This is a genomic window from Peribacillus sp. TH14, assembly GCF_016651145.1.
GTDB classification, from domain to species: domain Bacteria; phylum Bacillota; class Bacilli; order Bacillales; family DSM-1321; genus Peribacillus; species Peribacillus butanolivorans.
On record NZ_JAEKEK010000001.1, the window covers coordinates 3,160,081 to 3,185,250 of the forward strand.

At 39.1% G+C, this 25,170-nt stretch carries 24 protein-coding genes, 2 pseudogenes and 1 riboswitch; of the genes and pseudogenes, 21 read left to right on the plus strand and 5 right to left on the minus strand.

Annotation, left to right across the window (positions count from 1 at the left end; all coding sequences use genetic code 11):
• Positions 1-25: 25 nt before the first annotated feature.
• Together JFU50_RS15345 and JFU50_RS15350 are read right to left on the minus strand one after the other, a co-directional pair.
• Complete coding sequence (locus JFU50_RS15345; protein WP_201223215.1) at positions 26-661, minus strand: hypothetical protein; 636 nt, start codon at positions 659-661, stop codon at positions 26-28.
• 347 nt (positions 662-1,008) lie between these two features.
• On the minus strand, positions 1,009-3,057 hold the full coding sequence (locus tag JFU50_RS15350) for a molybdopterin oxidoreductase family protein (RefSeq protein ID WP_201223216.1): 2,049 nt from the start codon (positions 3,055-3,057) through the stop codon (positions 1,009-1,011).
• A gap of 158 nt (positions 3,058-3,215) precedes the next feature.
• Positions 3,216-3,306: riboswitch (SAM riboswitch) on the plus strand.
• 143 nt (positions 3,307-3,449) lie between these two features.
• Here JFU50_RS15350 and JFU50_RS15355 point away from each other — a divergent pair.
• From JFU50_RS15355 to JFU50_RS15385, 7 genes are all read left to right on the plus strand, one after another.
• The gene (locus tag JFU50_RS15355; RefSeq protein ID WP_201223217.1) at positions 3,450-4,451 is read left to right on the plus strand and encodes a 2-hydroxyacid dehydrogenase; all 1,002 of its coding nucleotides are present in this window, start codon (positions 3,450-3,452) and stop codon (positions 4,449-4,451) included.
• 18 nt (positions 4,452-4,469) lie between these two features.
• A complete protein-coding gene (locus tag JFU50_RS15360; RefSeq protein ID WP_201223219.1) occupies positions 4,470-5,960 on the plus strand; it encodes an FGGY-family carbohydrate kinase in 1,491 nt (496 codons plus the stop codon).
• Positions 5,950-7,194: an MFS transporter gene (locus tag JFU50_RS15365; protein ID WP_201186508.1), complete on the plus strand. Its 1,245-nt coding sequence runs from the start codon at positions 5,950-5,952 to the stop codon at positions 7,192-7,194. Before JFU50_RS15360 ends, JFU50_RS15365 begins: the two co-directional genes overlap by 11 nt.
• A gap of 189 nt (positions 7,195-7,383) precedes the next feature.
• Positions 7,384-7,602, plus strand: a complete 219-nt coding sequence (locus JFU50_RS15370) for a DUF1659 domain-containing protein (RefSeq protein ID WP_057219837.1) — start codon at positions 7,384-7,386, stop codon at positions 7,600-7,602.
• Positions 7,603-7,645: 43 nt separating this feature from the next.
• Positions 7,646-7,864 carry a DUF2922 domain-containing protein gene (locus tag JFU50_RS15375; RefSeq protein ID WP_053347565.1) on the plus strand — a complete coding sequence of 73 codons (219 nt, stop codon included), beginning with the start codon at positions 7,646-7,648 and terminating at the stop codon, positions 7,862-7,864.
• A gap of 89 nt (positions 7,865-7,953) precedes the next feature.
• On the plus strand, positions 7,954-8,115 hold the full coding sequence (locus tag JFU50_RS15380; RefSeq protein WP_201223220.1) for a YvrJ family protein: 162 nt from the start codon (positions 7,954-7,956) through the stop codon (positions 8,113-8,115).
• Positions 8,116-8,743: 628 nt separating this feature from the next.
• Positions 8,744-9,538, plus strand: a complete 795-nt coding sequence (locus JFU50_RS15385) for a collagenase (RefSeq protein ID WP_201186507.1) — start codon at positions 8,744-8,746, stop codon at positions 9,536-9,538.
• A gap of 256 nt (positions 9,539-9,794) precedes the next feature.
• On the opposite strand, the gene JFU50_RS15390 is transcribed toward JFU50_RS15385, so the two are convergent.
• Positions 9,795-10,187, minus strand: a complete 393-nt coding sequence (locus JFU50_RS15390; protein WP_201223221.1) for a thiol-disulfide oxidoreductase DCC family protein — start codon at positions 10,185-10,187, stop codon at positions 9,795-9,797.
• Between the two features lie 220 nt (positions 10,188-10,407).
• On the opposite strand from JFU50_RS15390, the gene JFU50_RS15395 reads away from it, so the two are divergent.
• Complete coding sequence (locus JFU50_RS15395; RefSeq protein WP_201223222.1) at positions 10,408-10,935, plus strand: hypothetical protein; 528 nt, start codon at positions 10,408-10,410, stop codon at positions 10,933-10,935.
• An 841-nt stretch (positions 10,936-11,776) separates the two neighbouring features.
• Here the strand turns inward: JFU50_RS15395 and JFU50_RS15400 are convergent.
• Positions 11,777-12,304, minus strand: coding sequence for a GNAT family N-acetyltransferase (locus JFU50_RS15400; protein ID WP_201223223.1), 528 nt, complete (start codon positions 12,302-12,304; stop codon positions 11,777-11,779).
• A gap of 234 nt (positions 12,305-12,538) precedes the next feature.
• Here JFU50_RS15400 and JFU50_RS15405 point away from each other — a divergent pair, with 234 nt between their 5' ends.
• The 12 genes and pseudogenes from JFU50_RS15405 to JFU50_RS15460 all read left to right on the plus strand — a co-directional run bounded on the left by JFU50_RS15405 (position 12,539) and on the right by JFU50_RS15460 (position 24,452).
• Positions 12,539-13,996 carry a sigma-54 interaction domain-containing protein gene (locus JFU50_RS15405; RefSeq protein WP_201186501.1) on the plus strand — a complete coding sequence of 486 codons (1,458 nt, stop codon included), beginning with the start codon at positions 12,539-12,541 and terminating at the stop codon, positions 13,994-13,996.
• Positions 13,997-14,328: 332 nt separating this feature from the next.
• Positions 14,329-15,753 carry a lysine 2,3-aminomutase gene (gene kamA, locus JFU50_RS15410; protein ID WP_201225096.1) on the plus strand — a complete coding sequence of 475 codons (1,425 nt, stop codon included), beginning with the start codon at positions 14,329-14,331 and terminating at the stop codon, positions 15,751-15,753.
• Between the two features lie 2 nt (positions 15,754-15,755).
• Positions 15,756-16,022: a YokU family protein gene (locus tag JFU50_RS15415; RefSeq protein ID WP_053347558.1), complete on the plus strand. Its 267-nt coding sequence runs from the start codon at positions 15,756-15,758 to the stop codon at positions 16,020-16,022.
• A 63-nt stretch (positions 16,023-16,085) separates the two neighbouring features.
• Positions 16,086-16,964, plus strand: a complete 879-nt coding sequence (gene ablB, locus JFU50_RS15420; protein WP_201186499.1) for a putative beta-lysine N-acetyltransferase — start codon at positions 16,086-16,088, stop codon at positions 16,962-16,964.
• A 12-nt stretch (positions 16,965-16,976) separates the two neighbouring features.
• Entirely contained in the window at positions 16,977-17,207 is a 231-nt protein-coding gene (locus JFU50_RS15425) for a ferredoxin (protein ID WP_053347556.1), read from the plus strand.
• A 138-nt stretch (positions 17,208-17,345) separates the two neighbouring features.
• Complete coding sequence (locus JFU50_RS15430; RefSeq protein ID WP_053347555.1) at positions 17,346-18,707, plus strand: aspartate aminotransferase family protein; 1,362 nt, start codon at positions 17,346-17,348, stop codon at positions 18,705-18,707.
• Between the two features lie 10 nt (positions 18,708-18,717).
• A complete protein-coding gene (locus tag JFU50_RS15435) occupies positions 18,718-19,416 on the plus strand; it encodes a CoA transferase subunit A (RefSeq protein WP_056530315.1) in 699 nt (232 codons plus the stop codon).
• Positions 19,401-20,063, plus strand: a complete 663-nt coding sequence (locus JFU50_RS15440; protein ID WP_201223224.1) for a 3-oxoacid CoA-transferase subunit B — start codon at positions 19,401-19,403, stop codon at positions 20,061-20,063. Before JFU50_RS15435 ends, JFU50_RS15440 begins: the two co-directional genes overlap by 16 nt.
• A gap of 18 nt (positions 20,064-20,081) precedes the next feature.
• A complete protein-coding gene (locus JFU50_RS15445; RefSeq protein WP_201223226.1) occupies positions 20,082-21,272 on the plus strand; it encodes a thiolase family protein in 1,191 nt (396 codons plus the stop codon).
• 2 nt (positions 21,273-21,274) lie between these two features.
• The gene (locus JFU50_RS15450; RefSeq protein WP_201223228.1) at positions 21,275-22,588 is read left to right on the plus strand and encodes a peptidase; all 1,314 of its coding nucleotides are present in this window, start codon (positions 21,275-21,277) and stop codon (positions 22,586-22,588) included.
• Positions 22,548-22,778, plus strand: a pseudogene (locus JFU50_RS15455) (YokU family protein). Before JFU50_RS15450 ends, JFU50_RS15455 begins: the two are co-directional and overlap by 41 nt.
• A 216-nt stretch (positions 22,779-22,994) precedes the next feature.
• Complete coding sequence (locus JFU50_RS15460; protein WP_201223230.1) at positions 22,995-24,452, plus strand: amino acid permease; 1,458 nt, start codon at positions 22,995-22,997, stop codon at positions 24,450-24,452.
• A 378-nt stretch (positions 24,453-24,830) separates the two neighbouring features.
• Here JFU50_RS15460 and JFU50_RS15465 read toward each other — a convergent pair.
• A pseudogene (locus JFU50_RS15465) lies at positions 24,831-24,992 on the minus strand (epimerase); the annotation flags it as partial.
• A 9-nt stretch (positions 24,993-25,001) separates the two neighbouring features.
• Here JFU50_RS15465 and JFU50_RS15470 point away from each other — a divergent pair.
• Complete coding sequence (locus JFU50_RS15470; RefSeq protein WP_201223232.1) at positions 25,002-25,139, plus strand: hypothetical protein; 138 nt, start codon at positions 25,002-25,004, stop codon at positions 25,137-25,139.
• The last annotated feature ends 31 nt before the right edge of the window (positions 25,140-25,170 follow it).

The window sequence follows — 25,170 nt, forward strand, 5'->3', positions numbered from 1 at the left end:
GGACAAGGTTTTTAGATTTTTTTTATTAATCCATTTCGCTGAGGGAATCCATATGGCTTGCTATCATAGCGATGATCGTGCTAGCTTCTTCCTTACTGAATATAAAGTTTGTTTCATCTTTTATCAGATCATCATCTGCTGTCCGAATGCGGTTAATCCGTTTTAGCACTCCATCTCCAGTTTCCTGAACAACTCCGAATTGATAAGTGACCTCCACTTCATTTTCTTGAATATAGGCTGTCACTTCAGGTGTTTCCCATTCCACATCGATTTCGTACATCTCAGTCTCTTCGATTAGTTCATTTTCATCGTATTCATCATCGAGATCATATTCATATTCTATGCCATCCCCTTCTAAATAGTTATGGAAGCTTTCATGGACAGCATCAACGATATCTTCAATATCAGATAAGATCACCTTGCTAACCTGGCCTAAATCCGGATCAAAGGATTCCATATAAAATTCTTCATTATGGGGATCGAAAAACAGAGTGGAAAAATAATCCCTCTCATTGTCATCCAACTCTGTATAAAATTCGATACGTGGATGTTTAGCTCCTCGCTCCACGATCAAACTGCCATTTCGATCGTATTTTTCACAAATTGATTTAAGATGATCCTGCAATTCCCCGCTTACTCTGTCGAACCATTCTAAAGACATCCAACATCCACATCCTTTCATGAATATTATTTCCCAGAAAAAGCGAACCTGTCGTTCCATTTAAAGCCAGATGCATTTTGCCTCGTCGTTAGGTTAGGGTTTCTTAAGGTTGAAGCTTAATTCTAAAACTTTTTTGTTTGCGAGCTATTAGAAACAATTATTTATTCAATTCACTTCAAACTATAGTTTATTGTTGAGGATTCTTATACATTAGAAAGTCCCCCAACCATAAATGGAAAGGGGACTATTTTATGTTAAAAGGAGTATTTTGAGTAAAAAAGGTTCAAGCTATTTTTTATTAATTAGTCATAAAAAAATTTTAAGAAGGGAAGATAAGATATAAAAAATTAAACATCCTTATTCATTCTTTCTACATTCACACGCCCTGAAAAGAATGTAGCTCCGCCGCCCATATCGGCAATACGATCTGGAGTCAAGGCATTAACGAGTTGTTTTTTACCAGGCATGTCTGACCAGAGACCTTGACTGACTACGACGCCTGGAAGGACCTGTTCGCCTACAGAAACCACTAGCTCGCATTCTCCACGATCATTCCAGATACGGACAGTTGTACCATCTTCTATTCCTCGATTATCTGCATCCTTTTGATTCATAAATATTTTAGGTGCTTTTTCAAGTGTGATGTGTTTGTCATTATTGGAAAAGGTAGAGTTTAAAAAGTTATGGTTCGGTCCAGGTATGAATTGGAGAGGGTAATCCTGCTCTTCTACTAATGGAATATACGTAGGAAGGGCTGGATATCCATCTTCTTCCATAACTTTGGAATATAATTCGATTTTCCCACTAGGTGTTTGTAAATTCTTTAACAAATCGGTCAATTTACTTGCTTTGATGTAGCGTTCATTTTTTAGTTTCTCATAGGTTATATCCGATAAATAAGGATTGGATAAATCGTTTAGAGCTTGTTTCATTAATTCTTCATCGTCATCCTTAAGAGTTTGTTCGTCAAATTCCATGGCTTTTGCAAGTAGCCTGAATACCGCTGTGTTCGATTTACTTTCTCCATAGGGTGCGATGATAGGCTCATGTAAGTGGATATAATTATGCCAGTATGATGTATAAAAATCTGTATTTTCAAAGGCAGATGTAGATGGTAATACAATGTCTGCAAACTTCGCTGTCTCCGTTATAAACAAGTCATGGACGACAGTGAATAAATCTTCCCGGGCTAGACCCTCTCTTACTCTATTTGCCTCTGGTGCAACAAGAGCCGGGTTACTTCCATAGACATACAATGAGCGAATGGGGTTGTCCGGTTCAAGCAATGCTTTCCCTATTTGATTCATATTAATTGTACGTGTTTTAGTTTTTTTGAGATCAGGACGTTGTAAAGCTGCGGTATTAAAGGAGAGAAATCCTGAATTGGATTTAACTGCACCTCCCCCTTTTACTAGCCACTGTCCTGTTAAAGCAGGTAAACAGGCAATCGTCCGAGTGCTCATCCCGCCATTATCATGATGCTGAAGACCATTTCCAATCCGAATCATTGAAGGGGAAATCGCCCCATACATCCTAGCTAATTTGTATATGTCTTCTACGGGAACGCCTGTTATGTCAGAAACCATGTGTGGCTGATATTGCTCAAGATGATCTTCTAGCTCTTCATAGCCAATCGTATATTCCTCTAAAAACGATCGATCCACTAGCTTTTCTTTATAGAGTATATGCATGATTCCTAATGCTAGTGCACCATCAGTCCCTGGGAGAATGGGAATGAACCAATCGGCCATTCGTCCGGTTTGATTTTTATGAACGTCAATAACAATGACTTTAGCTCCTGATTTTTTTGCTTTTTGTGCGATTGTTACTTGATGCATATTTGTACTTACAGCATTGATTCCCCAAAAGATGAATAACTTAGTTTCGGTCATCTCTTCTGGGTCTGTACCGTAGCTCCCCCCCATTGTGTAGCGGTAGCCTGTTGAGCCAGCAACTGAACAGATGGTCCGGTCAAGTTGACTTGATCCGAGGCGGTTAAAAAAACGGCGATCCATTCCTTCTGCAGCGAGTTTCCCCATATTCCCATAGAAACTGTAAGGAAGAATGGTTTGTGCCCCTTCCTCTGAAATAAGATTTTTCCAATGATTTGTGATCGTATCGATCGCTTCTTCCCAACTAATAATGGCGAAATTCCCCTCACCTTTTTTTCCCACGCGTTTTAAAGGTGTCTTAATTCTCTTGCTATCATAAATCCGTTCACCCATATTCCGAACCTTGTTGCAAATATTCCCTTTCGTCACTGGATGATTTGGGTCACCACTAATTTTCTTGATTTTTCCATCCTCTTTGTGTACAAGTAAACCACATTGGTCTGGGCAATCAAGAGAACAGACTGAAAGGACTACACCATTTTCTATATCTTTATATGATTGCATGTCAGTATCCTTTCATGAAAAAAATGATTCATAGATTATATCATACGGAGAGAATATTTAGAAAGTTCAAATAAATATTGACTTCCGTTTTGAAATTCATTATATTTGGTATATTCTATTAATTGAAAAAATAGTTAAACCAATATAATATTGTAAAATTTCTATCAAGAGAGGTGGAGGGACTGGCCCTTTGAAGCCTCGGCAACATTATTGTGCCAATTCCAGCAAGCGAAGCTTGAAAGATAGAAAGAGTGGCCTTTTATTTTATTGTTGTGAGAACGATATTATGAAGTAATTATCTCTTTCCGTCTTAGCGGGAAGAGATTTTTTTATTTTTAAGAAGTGAGTTACTGACATGTAAAGTCGTTACACAAAAGGAGAGAGATGTAAAAATGAACATTCTAGTAACAGCACCATATAACGAAGCGGGCATCAAGGAATTAAATGAGTTATTTGGAAAGGCTACCTATCAACCTTGGAAGGAAAATGGAAGGGCCTATAACGAAGTAGAGTTGATCTCTTTATTAAAAGAGTCTAAGGCGGAGGGGTTAATTACTGAGTTAGATCAAGTAACAGAAAAAGTATTCGCTGAAGTACCTGAATTGAGATTTGTGGGTGTGTGTCGTGGCATGCCTTCTAATGTTGATGTGGAAGGTGCAACAAAAAGGGGACTTCCCGTCTTTTTCACTCCAGCACGTAATGCTCAGGCTGTTGCAGAATTATTTGTCGGTAATCTCCTTACATTTTTAAGGCATACCATTCCTTCCAATCAATGGTTGAAGGAGGAAAAATGGAATGAAGACTATCTCCAAGCCTATTTAAAGTTTAAAGGAAATGAAATTTTTGGGAAAACAATTGGAATGGTGGGGTTTGGGGCCGTGGGCCAGCGAATTGCAGCGGTTCTTGAAAGTTTTCAATGTTCGATAAAATACTATGACCCTTATGTAGAGAGTGATAATCCTAATCATGTTCGGGCTTCTTTAGAAGACGTTTTTTCGACAAGTGATGTGGTATCCATACACCTCCCTAGAACAGAGGAAACGATCGGGATGATCAATGAACACTTTTTGGGACTGATGAAAGAAGAGGCAATCTTTGTAAATATGTCAAGGGCTGTCGTGGTTGAAAGAGATGCGCTTGTACAAGTATTAAAAGCACAAAAGATTAGGGGGGCGATATTAGATGTGTTTTATCAAGAGCCGCCTGAACAAAGTGACTATGAATTAATTAAATTGCCCAATGTATTAGCTACTCCTCATCTTGCCGGCGCAAGTTATGAGGTTGAGGATCATCACGTCTCAATAATGAACCAAGCGTTAACAAAGTGGACAACACAACATACTCTTCAGATTCCAACTCTATATAACAGAAAAAATCTAGAAGTTAAGTCATAAGAAAGAAGAGTGAAAAAAATGGCTATAAAAGAAGGTTATTTAGTATTTGATATCGGTACTGGAAATGCAAGAGTGGCTATCGTTGAGACAACAGGTGAAGTCGTCTCTATTGAGAGAGAGGATATACAATATGAAATTGAACCTCTTTATCCTGATAGTCGATACTTTTCACCTGAATTACTTTGGAAACAGCTTATTCAATTAGCAAAAAAGGCGATGGCTAAAGCTCAGCACATTTCAATCAAGGCAATAACGTCCACTAGTCAACGGCAAGGAATTGTTTTGCAGGATCAGGATGGGCACTCGTTTATCGGGTTACCTAATATTGATAATAGAGGCCGCGAATGGGAAAAGGAGTTTTCAAATCAACCTTTTATTTATGAAAGGGCAGGTAGATTACCCTCTGCATTGTTTTCAGCTTTAAAGCTGGTCGCCCTGCAAAAGAGGCAGCCGCAATTATGGGATAAAATTAAATACTTTACAAGCATCAGTGAGTGGGTTGCCTATAAATTAAGTGACGTGCTCGTCTATGAGCCATCACAAGCGACCGAAACACTGCTATATGATGTTCAGAAACAAGAATGGTCAGAGGAGTTGTGTGAACAATTCGGGATATCGGTAGACTTGTTACCCGAATTAAAATCGTCTGGTTCGATCCTTGGTGAAATTACACCGAATATGGCTCAGATGCTGGGATTGGACGAAAAGGTTTTAATCGTAGTAGGAGGCGGTGATACACAGCTGGCTATCGCAAGCACGTTTGCCGAAAAAGGTGATGTCATCATCGTATCTGGAACGACCACCCCTATTTGCCATATTACTGATGAATATAGTGTGGATTCTAAACGAAGAGCATGGACAAATGCCCATACGAATAAAAATCAATGGCTGTTAGAAACAAACCCAGGAATAACTGGGCTTAATTATCAGAAATTAAAAAATATTTTCTACCCAAATGAGAGTTATCAACTAATGGAAGAGGAAATGAGTAAGCTTACGACGATTGATTGTGTATCAACGTTAGGCATGTATCTGACAGATGAGAAAAATGCGACGAAAAAAGGTGGCTTCATTTTTAATACACCATTAGAAGAAAACTTAACCCGTGCTCATTTTGTAGCTTCAGCTCTATGGGAAATTGCTTGTACAGTCAAATGGCATTTCGACAAATTATGCGAAGTGATTCCTTACGATTTGCCATATGTATGGGCTTGTGGAGGTGGTTTTCAAAGTGAAACGTTAACGAAATTTGTAGCTAATCTCCTTCAAAAAGAAGTGCGCATTCATCAAGGGTTCAATCAGGCATCCGTTGTCGGATCTGCCGTTATCTGCAATAAGACATTAGGGGTAAACAGTGTATTATCAGGCGATATCAAAGCGATTACAAATGAGGCTAGTTACGATGAATGGAAGTATGAGGAGTGGAAACAAGCTCAACAGTTCTTTTTCAAAGACCAATATAGCTTAAATCCAAATAAGATAGAAAAGAGAGATATATATGTTAGATAGAATTGGAATACCTAAAAGTTTAAGCTGGGGTTTTTTAGGTGTTATGCTCTTTATGATGGGAGACGGACTTGAAGCTGGCTGGTTAAGCCCTTTCTTAGTTGACAATGGATTGACTGTTCAGCAGTCAGCGGCCATTTTTACTGTATACGGAATTTCTATAGCTCTTTCTTCTTGGTTTTCAGGTGTTTGTTTAGATGTTTTTGGACCAAAGAAGTCTATGTCTATGGGATTATTGTTTTATGTTATTGGGACTGCAGGATTTATCACTTTTGGTTTTGAAAGTATGAATTATCCTGTTATGCTTATCACCTATTTTATTAAAGGTTTCGGCTATCCTTTATTTGCTTACTCTTTTTTAACATGGGTCATTTATCGATCACCTAAAAATAAATTAAGCACAGCTGTCGGTTGGTTTTGGGTAGCTTATTGTGCTGGAATGATGGTACTTGGCTCTTGGTATTCAAGCTACGCTATTCAATACCTAGGTTATGTCAACACATTATGGACCTCTATTTTCTGGGTATGCCTAGGTACGATTTTTGCTATAGTCATCAACAAAGACAAATTTGAAAAGAAACAGATATCTAGCAAAAAAGAAGCAGTGAATGAGCTCTTAAAGGGCATCACCATCTTGAAAACAAATCCAAGAGTTGCTGCTGGTGGTGTTGTAAGAATTATTAATAGTGTAGGATCATATGGATTTCCGGTTTTCTTACCCATGCATATGGCTGAACATGGAATTGAAACATCTGTCTGGTTACAATTATGGGGTACGATCTTCTTAGGAAACATTATTTTTAATTTGGTTTTTGGTTTCGTTGGAGATAAATTCGGATGGAAAAATACAATCATCTGGTTTGGTGGAGTCGGTTGTGCTATTTTTACCCTTCTATTATATTACACACCAATGATCACAAATGGAAACCTCATTGCAACTAGTATTGTTGGATTTATATGGGGTGCTTGTTTAGCTGGTTATGTACCTATAGGTGCATTGGTTCCATCCGTTGCAGGTGAAGACAAAGGAGCGGCCATGTCTATTTTGAATTTTGCGGCCGGTTTGTCTTCATTCGTTGCACCTGCTATAGCCATGACTTTTATCGGTTCGGCTGGAGCAGAAGGGGTTGTATGGATTTTTGCGATCCTTTATCTAGCTAGTGCGGTGATTGTTAAATTCATTCGTTTACCAGAAGAGGATGAAATGAAAAAAGAAACGGATCCACTTGCATCATAATGAAACATGGTGACTTAAAATCACCTTTTCTTATTAATAGGAAGAAGCTACATTCCAATATTGGATTGTGGCTTCTTTATTTTTATTTATAACAGCTGCGTATCATTAAATGAAAATAAAAAAACTTTCACCACCATGCTACTTTCACCTCGTAAAAGTTTATATAGAGTGTGAAAGGAGGTGAGCGACATGGCAAACCAAATTCCAGTATCAAGTACGTTAAGGATTGATTTTGAGACGGGATTAAATGAAAAGGGGTCTATTGTTTTCAAGCGTAGGTCATTTTCGAACATCAAGGTTGAGGCGACGGCGGATCAGTTGTTTTCGGCAGCAACAGCGATTGCAAGCGTGCAGAATTATCCAATGGGTGAAGTGACCAGAGTGGATACGAATTCATTGATTGGCTAATCGGCTTTTAGCAAAAGGTTGAAAAAACAGGAGGTGATACAAAATGGCTAGAGTATTGGAAATGATTTTCGTAACAGAGGAAGGAAAGTCAGCGACGATTTCCGTTGAAAATCCGAAGGAGCCGGTTGATGCGAATACAGTCAAATCGGCAATGGAGCAAATGATTGCGGGGAATGCCTTCGTTGCATCATCGGGCGACTTTGTCAGTATTAAAGGAGCACGCCTTGTCGAGCGTAATGTCGAGGATGTTGAACTTATCTAACTTGTCAGCAGGCAGGCTCATCTTTGAAGGACGTGTCCTGAAAATGGGTGAGCCTGTTTTTCACCATACCAGAAGAGAGGTGAACAAAAGTGGATCAAATCCTGCCATTTATCAGTGATATCGGATTTCCGATTATTGTTACCCTTTATTTGCTTCATCGGATTGAAACAAAATTGGATACATTGAACGAAACCCTTGTCGAGCTGCCGGGTCGTTTGCAAGAGGGATTCCAAAGTCAGTTCAGAGGATAGGTAGGGAGCATTATGGATGTTATCATTCATAGTGCTTTTTTTATTTTTGCAAAAGGGATCTTACCACTACACATCGAGCTAACGAGTAAAAATACTATATGTAAAATTATCTTGAGAACATTTTAATTTATAAAAATAACGAGAATATACGGTATATTATCGGTTTTATTTGCACATTGTTTACTAAAAAGGGAAAATATTATTATTTTTTTAAAATGTAACAATTATATTAAAATGTTGTGTTAGTATAAAAAAGTCAGAAAAATCAGAATGAAAAAAGAGTATTTTCAAATTACATATTTGAAAGATTATATGGGCAGATGTATTTCAATAATTTTCACGCCTTACAAAGACTGAATATTTAAAATATTAAACGAAGCTTGATTCGAAAATTAAATTGATTACACACCCTAGGAGGATTCTACTTTAGAAATACTATCATCATTTTTAGCACTAACAATAATTATTTCATCCATGACAAATTTAAATGCCAGCTGTAAAGGGGCAGAAGTTTATAGTGTACAACAAGAACATCCTTTATTTTGAATTATGGAATCAACTCTAATAAATATAATTAACACGATTATTTTATTTGGATTATTAACTTAAAGAATTGGAAACCATTTGAATGAATTTTTTTAAAAGCGTTGCAATTAGTTTTGTAATCAGTTTAATAGTCTTGGGCACTTTAGTAATTGTTTATCATTTTTTATCTAGAAATAATACATTAGATCTGGAAAAACTACTAGAAAGGGAAGAATATCATTTGCTAGATGGGGTGAAAATTTACAATTCAGAAAATGATGAATTGAATAATCTAATTATTAATGAGATAACGAATCTTAATAAAGAATTGTCTAGTATGTTTGGAACCATTAATATGGATGTTAAAATAAATATAATAGTATTTGAAGAATTAGAGGAATTACAAAAGTATGCGGAATTAGAAAATATCGGAGCCTTTTTTGATAAAAATTATAATTTAATTGCATTGGTTAAACCCGATAACCTTGTTAGGGAAGCAGATGAATGGTTCTTTAGAAGGGATTTACGTCACGAGTATACACATTATTATTTGACTAAATATCTAAGTGAAAATAAAATTACAGCCGTTCCGAAGTGGTTCGATGAGGGATTGGCCGAGTACGTTGCAGTTACTATGGATGGGGTTGAGACTACGGACCCATTAGAGGAAGTAATTAATTTTGAATTGTTGAAGAGTAGGGAAGATTGGGCAATGCAAAGAAGAAACCATACAGAGTTATATCCTCAATCACATTATGGAATCAAATATATAATAGAAGATAATGATTTGAGCATAATAAAAAAAATAATAGATGATAGCTATAAGTTAGACTTTTCAAAATCCTTTAAAAGACATACTAACATAGAAATTAATGAATTTCATAAGTTAATCAATTGAAATATTGCATGTTAAAGACTACGTATCTTATCTTTTTTTAACTCAGTATTTCAATAGTTACTAAAGCAATAATTGTTTTATTTTAGCACATTGTAAAGTGTGTTGGGAGTTTAAAATGGGTAAATAAGAAAGGAAAGAAACGCCTATAAAAGGGAGAGGTGATGAAGAAGTTGATTGCTCATTATTCATTTCCACGTTTAAAAGTAGGTGGAGTTACATTGAAAAAGGTAATTCAGTTGAATTACCTTTTTTTACGTTATAAAAACCGCTTTCGAACACTTGGGGATGGCAGCATACAGCTTTCTTCTTTTTTCCCAAACCATTTGTAACGGTTCTTGGCAATAAAGTCATAAGCGATGTTCCGAATGAAGCTTGGAACGATGGTAAAACCGTAAAACATTTTCCATGCCCCTTGTAAGCGACGGCAAATCCTCAGAGCTGCAGCCGATTTATAGTAAGCCTTATCCTTTTCGATCAGCACTATACTATCAATATTTGCAGGAACATCGTACTTTTTCAGCAACTCTTGTCCAGCTTCACTTTGAAGCGAAGCAAAATGAAAAAGCCCCTTCGGATCCCGCTTTATAATGAACTGAACACTTGAATCACAAAAATTGCATTCACCATCAAATAAAATGACCGAATTCATGAACATTCCTCCTAAAGAGCGACGTTATCATACTCATGCTTCTATCATACACTACCCGTTTTGGTAAGGCGAAAAAGTATGGAATTGCTTGGGGTTTTAACTGTCTCTTCTATATTATGTCATGTTTTAATAAGGAGTAATTAAGGTTAAGGAATAGCTTTTTTAGTAGTTAAAAAAAGGAAATGTCGATATTATTACAAATAATGGGTTTGTTTACTGAATGATCAAAAGGGTTGAAGTACTATTTAGGGGGGGAACCTTTGCTTTTTCAAAAAATGACTGTAGATTCCTAGTTGTATGTTGCCTTGCTGCTTGCGACGAACAACAAATCATCAAAAAAGAAATGATTCAGATACAAAAGAAAACAGAAGTGCAAGATACATCCTCCAGTAATCTCCCATCTTACAATGCACCGAAGTATCTGGGGAAATATTTGTATAGCTATTGGGTAGCGGAAGGTTCGTTCCTTGTTATTCTAAGAGATGAAATTAGCACATTTACAATGCAGAGGATCACAAAAGATGACATAGGACCAATTAGGCACTTTGAAATAATTGAACCAACCGATAACAAGATTACTGGTGTACTTTATAGTGTTGAGAAACAAAATAGAACTTCATTATTTACGTTAGAATTAAGCGAAGATAAAACGGAATTGACTATTACATTACCAAACGAAAAACCAGTTACTTTCAAAGAAACAGAAATGACTCCAGAAGAATATAATGCTAGTTATACTTGGAAATGAAATGTTATTTGAAGGAACAACTAAATTAACTCATTAATGACCTTGAAAGGGCTTATTTAAATACCAAAAGGTACGAAAGATTTCTGCAGATAAGGAAGCAGGCAAAGAAACATGGAATGAATTGTTTGCTTGATTAAAAATGAGACCAATAACCTCTAATGTGAATGGTGAATGATGGTGGATTGGATCAAATCGACTTAAAACGGAATAATTCGACGCACAAATCAAATAATTCGTCCTACACACAAAATAATTCGACCTACAGAGAGATAATCCGTCCTACATACTATTTAATTCGTCCTACAGGGAGATAATCCGTCCTAAAACGAAATAATTCGACCCATACACCGAATAATCCGTCCTACACACAAAATAATTCGACCTACAGGGGATAATCCGTCCTTCACACTATTTAATCCGTCCTACAGGGAGATAATTCGTCCTAAAACGAAATAATTCGACCCATACACCGAATAATCCGTCCTACACACGAAATAATTCGACCTACAGAGAGATAATCCGTCCTACACACAAAATAATTCGACCTACAGAGAGATAATCCGTCCTACACACAAAATAATTCGACCTACAGAGAGATAATTCGTCCTACACACAAATTAATTCGACCTACAGGGAGATAATCCGTCCTACACACAAAATAATTCGACCTACAAGAGATAATCCGTCCTACACACAAAATAATTCGACCTACAGAGAGATAATTCGTCCTACACACAAAATAATTCGACCTACAAGAGATAATCCGTCCTACACACAAAATAATTCGACCTACAGAGAGATAATTCGTCCTACACACTAATTATTCCGTCCTTGATGGATGTTAAAGTTCCAAACGCCAATTATTGCATCGCATAAAGCTCCCTGGAGGGTATTCGAATTCACATTCGGAAATAAGATTGAAGTCAAGCTTGCGACAAATTGCATTTGAAGCAGGGTTATGGATTGACGGGAATGCGTGAATATACTTGTATTTCCGCTCGGCTTTGACTTTTGCTATTACAGCCTTCACTGCACGGGACGCAATCCCTTTCCCCTGATATGAAGGGAGGACACTCCACCCAATTTCGTACACAGTTTCATCATTCCACACGGTTCGCCAGTAGCCAACGGAGCCAACAGCCTCTTCCTCTGGATACAGGATGATGCTAAACATACACCCTTTACTTCCAATCTCAAGATAACGTTTGTGGCGTTTCAAAATTTGTTCTTTACTCTCTGGACCTCCGAGATGTTCCATCATTTCTGGGGAATTTAGTTGAAAAAGTAAATCAAGGTCCCTATCTTCCCATGGTTTAATCTGTAACCCGTTTTCTTTGCTTCGTTTTGAAATCTCGCTCACCCCTGACATTATATTATACTCTTAATCAATACTTTCTTTGCTGAGAGTGAGATTCCTTTATTTATATGTATTTATTGTTCTATCTATTAACCTGCTTGAAAATCCTAGAAATAACGATTAGTCGGTATGGAAATTATCGGTCATTATTAAATTGTGAGTTTTCAGATTATGTAGATGAATATTTCCCATTAAATGCTATAATTTACAGGTGGTTCTATCAAATGACAGGGCGGAGATGATGAAATGAAATCTTCAGTAAATCAGTTTTCCACTCAATTTGAATGGATATTGAATGTGATTAATGTTGGTGTCCATATCGTTAATAAGGATGGAGATACCGTATTCTATAATAAAATGATGGCTCATATCGACGGGCTGGATCGTGAACAGGTGTTAGGAGAAAATATCTTTCAACTGTATCCATCATTGACTGATGAATCCAGTACGCTGCATGTAGCATTGGAAAAAGGCATCGAAACGATTGAGTCCATTCAAACATATGTTAATTTAAAAGAGAAAAAAATAACTTCTATTAATAGCACGTATCCTCTATACGAGGACGGTGAAATTATTGGGGCAGTAGAAATCGCAAAGGATATTACTAAGGTCATGAGCATGTACGATCAAATTGTTGATTTGCGTTCCCAGCTGGCCGAGACCCATAAGAAAAATAAGTTCTTTGAAGGGACAGCTACCTATCATTTTAGTGATTTAATTGGGAGTAGTCCTGCTTTTCAAGAAGCTATTTCATTAGCAAAAAAAGCGGCTCGTACACATTCTCCAGTCATGATTTATGGACCTACAGGGACAGGAAAAGAACTTATTGCTCAAAGTATACATAATGTAAGTGCTCAGCGAAATCAACCATTCATTGCGCAAAATTGTGCGGCTGTTCCAAAGGAATTAATGGAGGGGCTACTGTTCGGCACAACGAAAGGGGCTTTTACCGGAGCGATGGACCGACTCGGGATTTTTGAACAGGCAAATGGCGGTACCCTGTTTCTTGATGAATTGAATAGCCTCGACCTTGGTCTGCAGGCAAAATTGCTGCGAGTATTACAAGAAGGCGAGGTACGCCGTGTTGGAGGTTCGAAGGAGCAGAAAATTAATGTAAAGATCATTGCTGCGATGAATATTTCTCCTGATGAGGCGTTAGAGCGAGGAATTATTCGCTCGGATTTATTTTTTCGTTTGAATGTCGTAACCATTCAAATGCCTTCTCTTCTGGAACGTAAAACGGATATTCCGGAAATAGTAAATCACTTTATTCAAAAATTCAATAAATCATTCTTTTCGGATGTACGCGGGATCAGCCAAAAGGCGATGCAACGGCTTCTTCAATACTCGTGGCCGGGAAACATTCGTGAACTGGGACATGCCATCGAGTTAGCATTTAACGTCATGGACACAGGGGAAGTTATGATTGAAGAACATCATCTTCCTGCTTATTTATTCCCTTCAGGAAAATATTCCGCCTCAAATGCGCAGAGCCATCATCCTCCATTAAAAGATAAGATTGATTTACCTGTCGTTCTTGAAGAAATGGAAAGGGAAATGATAATAAATATGTTTGAGAAATATAATGGGAATATCAGCAAAACAGCTGAGGCCCTCAATATTAAAAGACAAGGATTACAATATAAGTTAAACAAGTACGGTATAGAAAAAGTTTATGCCGCAGGATCGAAGGAATTAAAATGATTGGGGAGTAATTGAAAACGCTATCATTCACTTATACTTTTAGAGAATTGTTGTTCAATAGAATAAGTATGTAACTTGAAGAGGGCTCTCGCGAAATGAGACCCTCTTTTTTCAATCTCAAAAGGATAAGCATTAAATCCGTATCTCTTTGGCGCAAAGAAATTGGCTGCAAAATATTAGGCATAACGAAAAATATTTTGCGGTTTAAGGGGACGATCCGCCCTCTTTTTTCTATGTTTTTCTTGTTTTGGATGTTGGCATTATTCTTGCAAGTAGATATATATATAGTTTCTTAAGATAAAGAGGGGGGCATTTTAATGAGTTTGATGGGAATGGAAGTAAAACATGAGGAATACCTTGGTGGACGTAGACATTATAATGAGATTGAATTGTGGAAAGATGTAACGGAAGAGCAATGGAATGATTGGCTCTGGCAATTAACCAATACAATTAAAACTTTGGATGATCTGAAAAAAGTTGTGAACTTGACACCGGAAGAAGAAGAAGGTGTTCGGATTTCAACTCAAACAATCCCTTTAAATATTACACCTTACTATGCATCCTTGATGAATCCTGATGATCCTCGCTGTCCGATTCGTTTGCAGTCTGTACCGCTTTCGGCAGAAATGAACAAGACTAGATATGATTTGGAAGATCCGCTGCATGAGGATGAAGATTCTCCTGTTCCAGGTCTAACGCATCGTTATCCGGATCGCGTTCTATTTCTTGTCACGAACCAATGCTCTATGTACTGCCGTTACTGTACTCGTCGTCGTTTTTCAGGTCAGGTTGGCATGGGCGTTCCTAAGAAGCAATTAGACGGGGCGATTGAATATATTCGTAATACTCCGGAAGTGAGAGATGTTTTGATTTCTGGAGGAGATGGCCTATTAATCAATGATAAGATTCTCGAATACGTATTGAGTAATTTACGTGCTATCCCACATGTGGAAATCATTCGTATCGGTACTCGTGCACCGGTTGTTTTCCCGCAGCGGATTACAGAAAATTTATGCAATATTCTGAAAAAATATCATCCAATTTGGTTAAATACGCATTTCAATCATTCACTTGAACTGACGGAAGAAGCCAAAAAGGCATGTGATATGTTGTCGATGGCTGGAGTACCGCTTGGTAATCAGGCTGTTATTCTTGCTGGAATTAACGATAGTGTTCATATTATGAAAAAGCTTATGCACGACTGTGTTAAAGCAAGGGTAAGACCTTATTACATTTATCAATGTGATTTATCTGAAGGGATCGGCCATTTCCGTGCACCGGTTTCAAAAGGACTGGAAATCATTGAAGCGTTACGTGGCCATACATCAGGATATGCAGTGCCAACTTTTGTGGTGGATGCTCCTGGCGGAGGCGGAAAGATTGCCTTGACTCCGAATTACCTTCTTTCGCAAAGTCCGGATAAAGTGGTCTTACGGAACTTTGAGGGAGTTATCACGAGCTATCCAGAACCGAAGAACTATGTTGCTGGCAGTGCAGATGCTTACTTTGATGAAGTGTATGGTACCGAAGGAAGAAAAGGAGCTGTGGGGATCTCTGCTCTGATGACAGACGAAAAATTCAATTTGGTACCAGAAGGCCTACGTCGCCTTGACAAGAGAAAAGCGTATGAAACTACTGATGAACATGCTTCTTTGAAGGATCGCCGTGATAAACGTGATGAAATGAAGGAAAAATTAAGGTTAGCCCAAGAAAAAAAGAACGCCATGGTCGGAAGTTCTGAAGGCAAGGGGGAATAAGGATGGAATGCTTGTGGTGTAATGCCCCCAACGTTGAGGAAAGTGAAAAGAAGGATTGTTACTGGATTATGCCTGATGGTAAACGATCAATAAAAGTTCTTCAGGTTCCAGCCCTGAACTGTCCAAATTGTGGAATCTATGTGTCTGATTCGATGAATCAAAAGGTGGATGAATCCTTATCTATATATGACGTGAGTGAGTATCCTGATGAGTTTACGTATGAACAGCTTCTTCAGGCTCCTGTAAAGAAATTGTTTAATTGGAAATAGAATGCCGGGAGAAGTAGATGATGCATCGCTTCTCCCGAATTTTAGTTAAGGAGGGTATACATAATGTCTGTTCAAAAGCTGCCTTTTTTCACCCGAATTGAGACTGGGGAATGTTTTACGATGGAACTCTATCTTGATCATGCAAATCATCGCTTACGCATTGATGATTATCGGGGGAATATCAAAAAAGCGATAACTCGAGCTCTGGTCATCGCTCAAGAGCATGGCTTTACAAAAGTGATACTTAAAGCTAGACAAGAAGATTTATCTGCGACATGGGTCCATGGATTTATGCTGGAAGGAATATTGAGTAAGTATTTTAATGGGAATGATGCTTATTGCATGGCATTGTATTTTACCAATGAAAGGCGAACAAGCGACTATTGGATGAAGGAAGACAAAATTCTCCAAGATGTTATTGATATTCCTAGAATAATAGAAAAGCAGCAACTACCTGAAAATTACTCCCTTCGATTTGCTGAAGTTGAAGATGCATATGAGCTGGCAAATTTATACGGTGCAATTTTTGAAACCTATCCAACCCCAATGAATGATGAGGGTTATATCAAAAAAGTGATGGAAGAAGGAACGATCTTTAGTGTTATTCAATATGAAGGATCCATCGTTAGTGCTGCATCCGCGGAAGTAAATGAAATGTATCATAATGCTGAACTAACTGACTGTGCAACGATTCCTCATCATCGAAAACATGGTTTTATGAAGGTACTTATCTCAGCATTAGAACAAGAACTTATCAAGAAAAATATTTATTGTTCCTACTCTTTAGCGCGATCTTTGTCAATGGGCATGAACGCTGTCTTTCACCAGCTGGGATATGAATATGGAGGAAGATTTACGAAGAATTGCAATATTTGGGATAAGTATGAGGACATGAATATTTGGGGTAAAGATTTATCTTCTGTAAATGGATTCTTTAAATAGGAGGAAAAGTTTATGGCTAAATACACATGGGTTGATAAAGATACCTGTATTGCGTGCGGGGCATGCGGTGCAACAGGTCCTGAAATTTATGACTATGACGAACAAGGAATCGCTTTCGTTATCTTGGATGATAATCAGGGGAATGCCGTAGTTCCTGAGAATCTGTATGATGACATGCATGATGCTATGGAAGGCTGCCCTACAGAATCAATCCTGATTCAGGATGAACCTTTTAGTTGGTAAACTCGGTTTTATGGATTCATATTTGCCATCTATTCTTTCAATCAGTTAATAGGATTTTTCCAATAGTTTAAGAGTTTTAGTGTACTAGAACTTCATAGATGTGTAGTTGGTAAAAAATGTAAATAAAGGAGAGATGAAATGAAGCGGAATCATTTAATTAAGCCCATTCTAGATCATAACTATCCCACTGTCTCTCATGGGAAGGGAATATATCTTTATGACACGGATGGAAAACAATACATCGACGGATCTTCAGGTGCGGTTACGGCGAGTATTGGTCATGGAGTATTAGATGTTGTTGAGGCAATGACAGAGCAGGCAAGTAAAGTTTCTTTTGCATACCGATCTCATTTTACAAGTGAAGCCGCAGAGACTTTAGCCGAAAAGCTAAGTGAGTTAGCTCCAGGAGATTTAAATTGGTCGTTTTTTGTGAACAGTGGGTCGGAAGCAACCGAAACGGCGATGAAGATAGCCATTCAACATTGGCAAGAAAAAGGATTTGAGCGGAAAAATCGTATCGTCTCCCGCTGGACGAGTTATCACGGGATTACGATGGGTGCTTTATCGATGTCCGGTCATGTGTCAAGAAGAAAACGTTTTGTTCCGTTATTAGAGGATTTTCCTAGTATATCTGCTCCGTATTGTTATCGATGCCCTTATGAATCTTCCGGCTGTAAACTGCAGTGTGCAAATGAATTAGAGACGTCCATTCAAAGACTTGGTTCTGAGAATATTGCCGCCTTCATCGCTGAACCAATTATCGGGGCATCTGCTGGGGCTGTTACTCCACCGGATGGTTATTATCAAAGGATTAAGGAAATATGCGAACGCTATGACATTCTCTTTATCGCCGATGAAGTTATGACTGGAATCGGTCGTACAGGAAAAATGTTTGCCATGGAACACTGGGGAGTTACCCCAGATATCATCGCATTAGGGAAAGGTATGAGCGCTGGCTATACTCCAATTGCAGCCACTTTGGTTAGTGATCGGGTTATGGAACCCATTTTAAAAGGTTCGAAGTCAATCATGGCTGGACACACATATAGTGCAAATCCTCTATCTGCTGCCGTTTCTTTAGAAGTGCTTGCCTACATTGAACGAATGAATCTGGTTCAGGCAGCGGAAGAGAAAGGACAGTATCTATTGGAGAAATTACATGGGCTGGCTGAGAGATTTGACATCATTGGTGATGTACGAGGAAAAGGGCTTCTCCTGGGACTTGAGTTTGTTTCAAATAGGAGTTCAAAAACTCCATTCGACTTGCAAGATGGCATAACCACAAGAATTGTCAATAAGGCATTTGAGAAGGGATTGTTGATCTATCCTGCTTCGGGCGCAATCGAAGGGATCGCGGGTGATGCAGTTATTATATCTCCGCCGCTAGTTATTACAAATGAAGAAATTGATAGTCTTGTAAAGATACTGGAAGCTTCAGTTGAGGAATTGCAGCATGAATTGCACTCGGAAGGTCTGATAGAGAACAAGCAGGCTATTTAGGAGGAACCATATGAAGCAGGTCATTTCGAAAAAAAACAAAATTGTGACCCTGGAAGAAGCACTCGAGTATATTACTGATGGATGTACTCTCATGTACGGTGGGTTTGGGGGAGTGGGGACTCCGCCAACACTCATACAGGGCATCCTGGACAAGGGCGTTAAGGAACTAACATTGATTGGCAATGATACGGGATTCCCTGATATTGGAATTGGCCGGCTGGTGACTCTTGAAAGAGCCAAAAAGGTCATTGCCTCTCATATCGGATCTAATCCTAATGCCGGTCGGCTCATGACTGAAGGAAAGCTGCAAGTGGAATTTTCTCCGCAAGGGACATTAGCTGAAAGGATTCGTGCAGGCGGAGTAGGCTTGGGCGGGATTTTTGTTGATGTCGGGATTGGAACGATAGCTGAAGAAGGCAAGGACAAAATGGTAATCGACGGAAAGGAATATTTGATCGAAACCGCTTTGACCTCGGAAGTGAGTATCGTCTATGCCAAAAAGGCAGATCCGTTGGGGAATTTGGTTTTTGACAAGAGTGCCCGCAATTTCAATCCGCTCGTAGCGATGGCAGGAGCTTTTACTATAGCAGAAGTTGAAGAAATTGTTCCGGTAGGCGAATTGGATCCGGAGTGTATTGCCACGCCAGGTATTTATGTAGATATGGTGATTCCAACAAAAGGGGTGAATTGGAAATGGGCATGGGAGTAGATGTACGAAATCGCATCGCCAAACGCGCTGCCAAGGAAATCCATGACGGATTAATCGTCAATTTAGGTATTGGCATCCCTACCTTAGTGGCCGATCATTTATCTCAAGATATCCATGTGCTGTTCCATGCGGAAAACGGTGTTCTTGGAACAGGCCCCAGTCCAAATCAGGGGGAAGAAGATCCTGCTCTCTGTAACGCAGGAGGGTTCCCGATTACGTCTGTAATGGGGGCTTCTTACTTTGACAGTGCAACTGCATTTGGCATGATTCGTCGAGGATACATCGACATTACCATCCTTGGGGCATTGGAAGTTAGTGAAACAGGGGATTTAGCCAACTGGATTGTCCCAGGCAAACGGGTACCGGGGATGGGCGGAGCAATGGAGCTTGCCCAAAAAGCCAAAAAGGTGATTGTCTTGATGAATCATGTAAACAAGCAGGGGGAATCGAAGATATTAAAGAAATGCACACTTCCTTTAACGGCAAGACATAGTGTAGATTTAATCATTACTGATATGGCTGTCATGGAAGTTACAAAAGAGGGATTGGTGTTGAGGGAAGTTATGACACCTTATACAGTTGATGATGTGATTGCGAATACAGAGGCGTCGTTGAAAATAGGGGCTACTGTCAACAGCATTGAATAGGTAAGAGGAGGAAGAAGCATGAATGAGGTCGTCATCGTTGCTGGAGCGCGAACTGCAGTTGGATCCTTTGGAAAATCACTCCGGAATGTTAATGCTACCGAATTAGGCCGTCAATTATTGGAAGGCTTAATGGGAAAATCTGAATTAGGCAAAGAAAAGGTCAATGAAGTGATTTTCGGACATGGCTATGTCCATGGAGGCGGACTTAACTCGGCCCGAATTTCATCGCAGATGGCAAATTTCCCGCATAGTGTCCCAGGCCACGTTGTAATCAAAGCATGTGGATCAGGTTTAAAGGCCATTACCAATGCTGCATTAACTATTGCTGCTGGTCAAGAAGACATAATCATTGCCGGTGGAGTGGAGAGCATGAGCAATGTGCCTTATATCGTGAAAAATAGATGGGGCGGTAAATTTGGAAACGTAACGATGGAGGATGCTCTGCTGGCAGATGGATTAATATGTTCCTTGGGAAATGAGCATATGGGAATAACAGCCGAGCGCCTGGCTGAAAAATATGGTATCCGTCGTGAAGAACAGGATCAATTTGCTTATCAAAGCCACAAGAAGGCTTGGAAATCTATGGAAGAGGGACGCTTTGATCGAGAAATTATTCCGCTCAAAATCAAGGATCGAAAAGGGCTTCAAATCTTCAATCAAGACGAAGGGGTACGCGAGGACATTCATCTGAGTCAACTAGCCAGTCTTCCAGCAGTATTCAAAAATGAAGGAACCATAACGGCAGGAAATGCCTGTCCCATGAATGATGGAGCAGCAGCTGTACTATTAATGTCCAAGCAGCAAGCAGAAGAAAAGGGATTAAAACCGCTCTTGAAAATTAAGGCTTTCGCCAGTGCAGGTGTTGAACCTGGAGTTATGGGGATTGGACCAGTACCAGCGACTCGAAAGGCATTGGCAAAAGCAGGTCTATCGTTAGAGGATATCGGACTGATTGAACTTAATGAAGCCTTTGCTGCCCAAGCACTTGCAGTGATCAAGGAGTTAGATTTGAATCCGGATATCGTCAATGTCAATGGAGGGGCAATTGCACTTGGTCACCCTGTAGGAGCAACAGGTGCAAAATTGACAGTCACACTGATGCATGAAATGTTGCGTTCCCAAGTTAAGTACGGAATGGTAACGTTATGTATGGCAGGTGGAATGGGACTTTCAGTAATCTATGAGAATATGTGTATAAAAGGAGGATAAAAGTGCCGGATTTTAAAAAACGAATTAACCAATGGATCAAGGATCATCGGGAAGAAGGAACAGACTTATTGCAAAGGTTGGTGCAAGCACCGAGTACCCAAGGAAATGAAGCAGACGCTCAGGCTATCGTCGCCCAAAAACTAGAGGAAATGGGCCTGAAGGTTGATATTTGGGAGCCTAACGGTGGGGAACTGAAAAAGCATTCCTATTTCTATTCTCCTCGCAGCGAATTTTCCAACAGTCCTAATGTGGTAGGAATTATGAAGGGAACTGGAGGCGGCCGCTCCATTATCTTGAACGGACACATCGATGTGGTTCCGGATGGTGATCGGGATCAGTGGGATGACGATCCATATAGTGGAGCCATAAAGAATGGGAAAATGTTTGGACGCGGCGTAACAGATATGAAAGGAGGCAATGTATCCCTTATCCTTGCTATGCAGGCATTAAAGGAAAATGGCATTCATTTAAAGGGAGATGTCATATTTCAAAGTGTGATAGAAGAAGAAAGCGGCGGAGCCGGAACGTTAGCAGCCGTCTTGAGGGGATACAAAGCTGATGCTGCCCTTATCCCTGAACCAACGAATATGAGGATTTTTCCCAAACAGCAGGGGTCGATGTGGTTCCGAGTTCTGGTAAAAGGCCGGTCAGCTCACGGCGGAACCAGGTATGAAGGTGTAAGTGCCATTGAAAAAAGTATGACCGTAATAAATCATATTCGTGCTCTGGAAGAAAAGCGAAATGCACGTATCAGTGATCCGCTTTATCAGAACACACCTATTCCGATTCCAATCAATTTAGGCGTCATTGAAGGCGGTAATTGGCCTTCCTCCGTTCCTGACCTCGTGAAAATTGAAGGTAGAATGGGTGTTGCGCCAGAGGAAACGATGGAGCAGGCGAAAAACGAAATGGCTAATTGGCTGTTACAGATCAAAGAAGTTGATGAATGGTTCAAGGATAATCCGCCCGTTTTAGAATGGTTCGGAGCACGCTGGGTTCCAGGGGCAATTGATGTAGAACATGAACTAATGAATACGCTCGTCAATCAATTTAGGCAAGTTGCTGGACAAGATCCGGTCATTGAAGCCTCTCCATGGGGAACTGATGGAGGATTGTTGACTCATGTCGGTGAAACGCCTGCAATTGTTTTTGGTCCTGGAGTAACAGAGGTTGCCCATTATCCAAATGAATATATCTTACTGGACAATGTGTTCGCGACAGCGGAGATTATTGCCCTTACTTTAATTCAATGGTGTGGAATTGAACAATTGCAGGATGATCCTTATGTGGCCTTGGCAAGTAAAGAAGACAAATGATAACGTATATTGGGAGTTACCTGATGGAACAATGTCTATTTAAAATTAACAGGGCTCCATCCATTCAATGTGTTACTAATTGGAAGAGACAGAGAAAGAAATTGAATATCAACACACTACAGATAGATATGATGAATTGATGTCTAAGCCCCGTTTACTTAAAAGAAATTATTTTGTTTTTAGCCAGTAAAGTGAAGCTTCAATTGGTGAAGTTACCTTGGTAGTGAACGTATCAGGTTCTTTCCTTCAGTTAGAAAAGGGTAAATACATAGTCTTCCGCAAAGAGGTTGTGGGAGACTATTCATATCTAATGAACTCTACTATTACCAACAATACTGCTGTTAAGACAAATCTCTTATAATATTTCTTAAAGTTTTAATTTTAATAGAAAATGAGGTAGTAGCCAATGGACATGAATCTCATTGAAAATCAAGAACCGACAGTTAAAAGAAACTTAAAAGCAAGGCATATGACCATGATCGCAATTGGAGGTTCTATCGGAACTGGTTTATTTTTGGCAAGTGGTGCAACCATCCAAAGTGCAGGACCTGGTGGTGCTCTCGCTGCATATGCATGCATTGGGATCATGGTTTATTTCCTTATGACAAGCTTGGGGGAAATGGCTACATACATGCCTGTATCGGGTTCATTTTCCTCCTATGCGACACGCTTTGTAGATCCAGCATTTGGTTTTGCACTTGGCTGGAATTATTGGTTTAACTGGGCGGTTACCCTTGCTGTGGAAATAGCTGCGGCAGCCATCATCATGAAATTCTGGCTGCCTGAAGTGCCAAGCATAATATGGAGTGCATTGTTTCTTGGACTCGTCTTTATGCTAAATGCTTTATCCATTAAAAGTTATGGTGAATCAGAATATTGGTTTTCTCTAATAAAAGTTGTGGCCATTATTTTCTTTATCATTATTGGATTATTGACAATCTTAGGCGTTTTTGGTGGAGAGGTGATTGGATTTGAAAACTTCACCATGGGCGAGGCTCCTTTCAAGGGCGGATTTTTATCAATCATTAGTATCTTTCTTATCGCTGGATTTTCTTTTCAAGGTACAGAACTAGTTGGTATTGCTGCTGGCGAAAGTGAGAATCCTGAAAAAAATGTTCCGAATGCGATTCGACAAGTATTTTGGCGCATCTTATTGTTTTACATCGGAGCCATTTTGATACTCGGGCTGTTAATTCCATATACGAGTCCAAGTTTATTAGGTGGGGATGTAGAAAATATTTCTGTAAGCCCTTTCACGCTCGTCTTTGAACGGGCAGGATTTGCTTTCGCTGCTTCTGTCATGAATGCTGTTGTTTTGACATCATTACTTTCTGCAGGGAACTCGGGGCTTTATGCATCAACTCGGATGTTATGGTCGATGGCAAAAGATAATCAGGCTCCAAAGTTTCTAGCTAAAGTTAACAGAAGGGGAATCCCGATGAATGCCTTGATTCTCACGGCAATAATTGGAGGACTAGCTTTTTTAACATCTGTTTTTGGGGATCATGTGTTTACATGGCTATTAAATGCTTCAGGATTAACGGGATTTATCGCTTGGATTGGAATTGCCGTAAGCCATTATCGTTTTAGACGTGCGTACGTAGCACAGGGCGGTGACATAAACGAGTTAAAATACAAAGCAAAATGGTTTCCGTTCGGTCCGATTCTTTCATTTATCCTTTGTGTGGTTGTCATTGCAGGGCAGAATTACGAGGCGTTTCTAAGCGGCAGTATTGACTGGTATGGGGTCGCAGTCTCCTATATTGGTTTACCAATTTTTTTAGCGATATGGTTAGGGTACAAGGTTTTTCATAAGACAAAGGTAATTTCATTGAAAGATTGTCATTTTGAGAAATCAGCATAGGAAACGTAAACTGAATTTCAAAGTCAGTATCGTAACGAGCATTGTGAATGTTATCATTCATGATGCTTTTTTATCGTTGTTGCACTTATCGTTTTATTCGTCGTTGCCATTACTTATTAATTAAGAAATTGCTTACGATTTCTAACAAAAAGAATAGTAATCAATTAGATATTGAAAACAGATTTGATAGAGTTGAAGATGAATTGAATTCGATGAATAAAGGGAAGTAATGAGAAGTAACGCTGTTTTCTACCAAAAAACAGCGTTTATAGAATAGAAATGCACTAATTAGACCATATTGGACGAAAACCTCAGTATATCTCCGAAAAAAAGAATATATCGACGAAAACCACAATTATATCTTCTGAAAAAAAGAACTCAGCTTTCCATCATTAAAAGTCGCAGAGTTTCTTCCATTCCTTCTTTGTATGGAGTTTTAGGGATGGGGCCTATGCGTTTTTCATATTTTTCTCCATTCAGGATGAATCCTTCTTTAGTTAAATACATGATTTCCACTACTTCCTTCATGAAAGGAGGAAAATCCCATACATGCTTGTACTTGGAGATAAAGAAGTGAAAGAAGATGCAGTAAATGTACGGAAATACGGGGAGCAAGAATCTGAAAGTATTTCATTTATTGGTTTTCAAAACAAAATTGTGCAACAAATAAAGGAACGTAGCATTTAACAGAAGAGACATTTAAGGAAAATATGGGCTG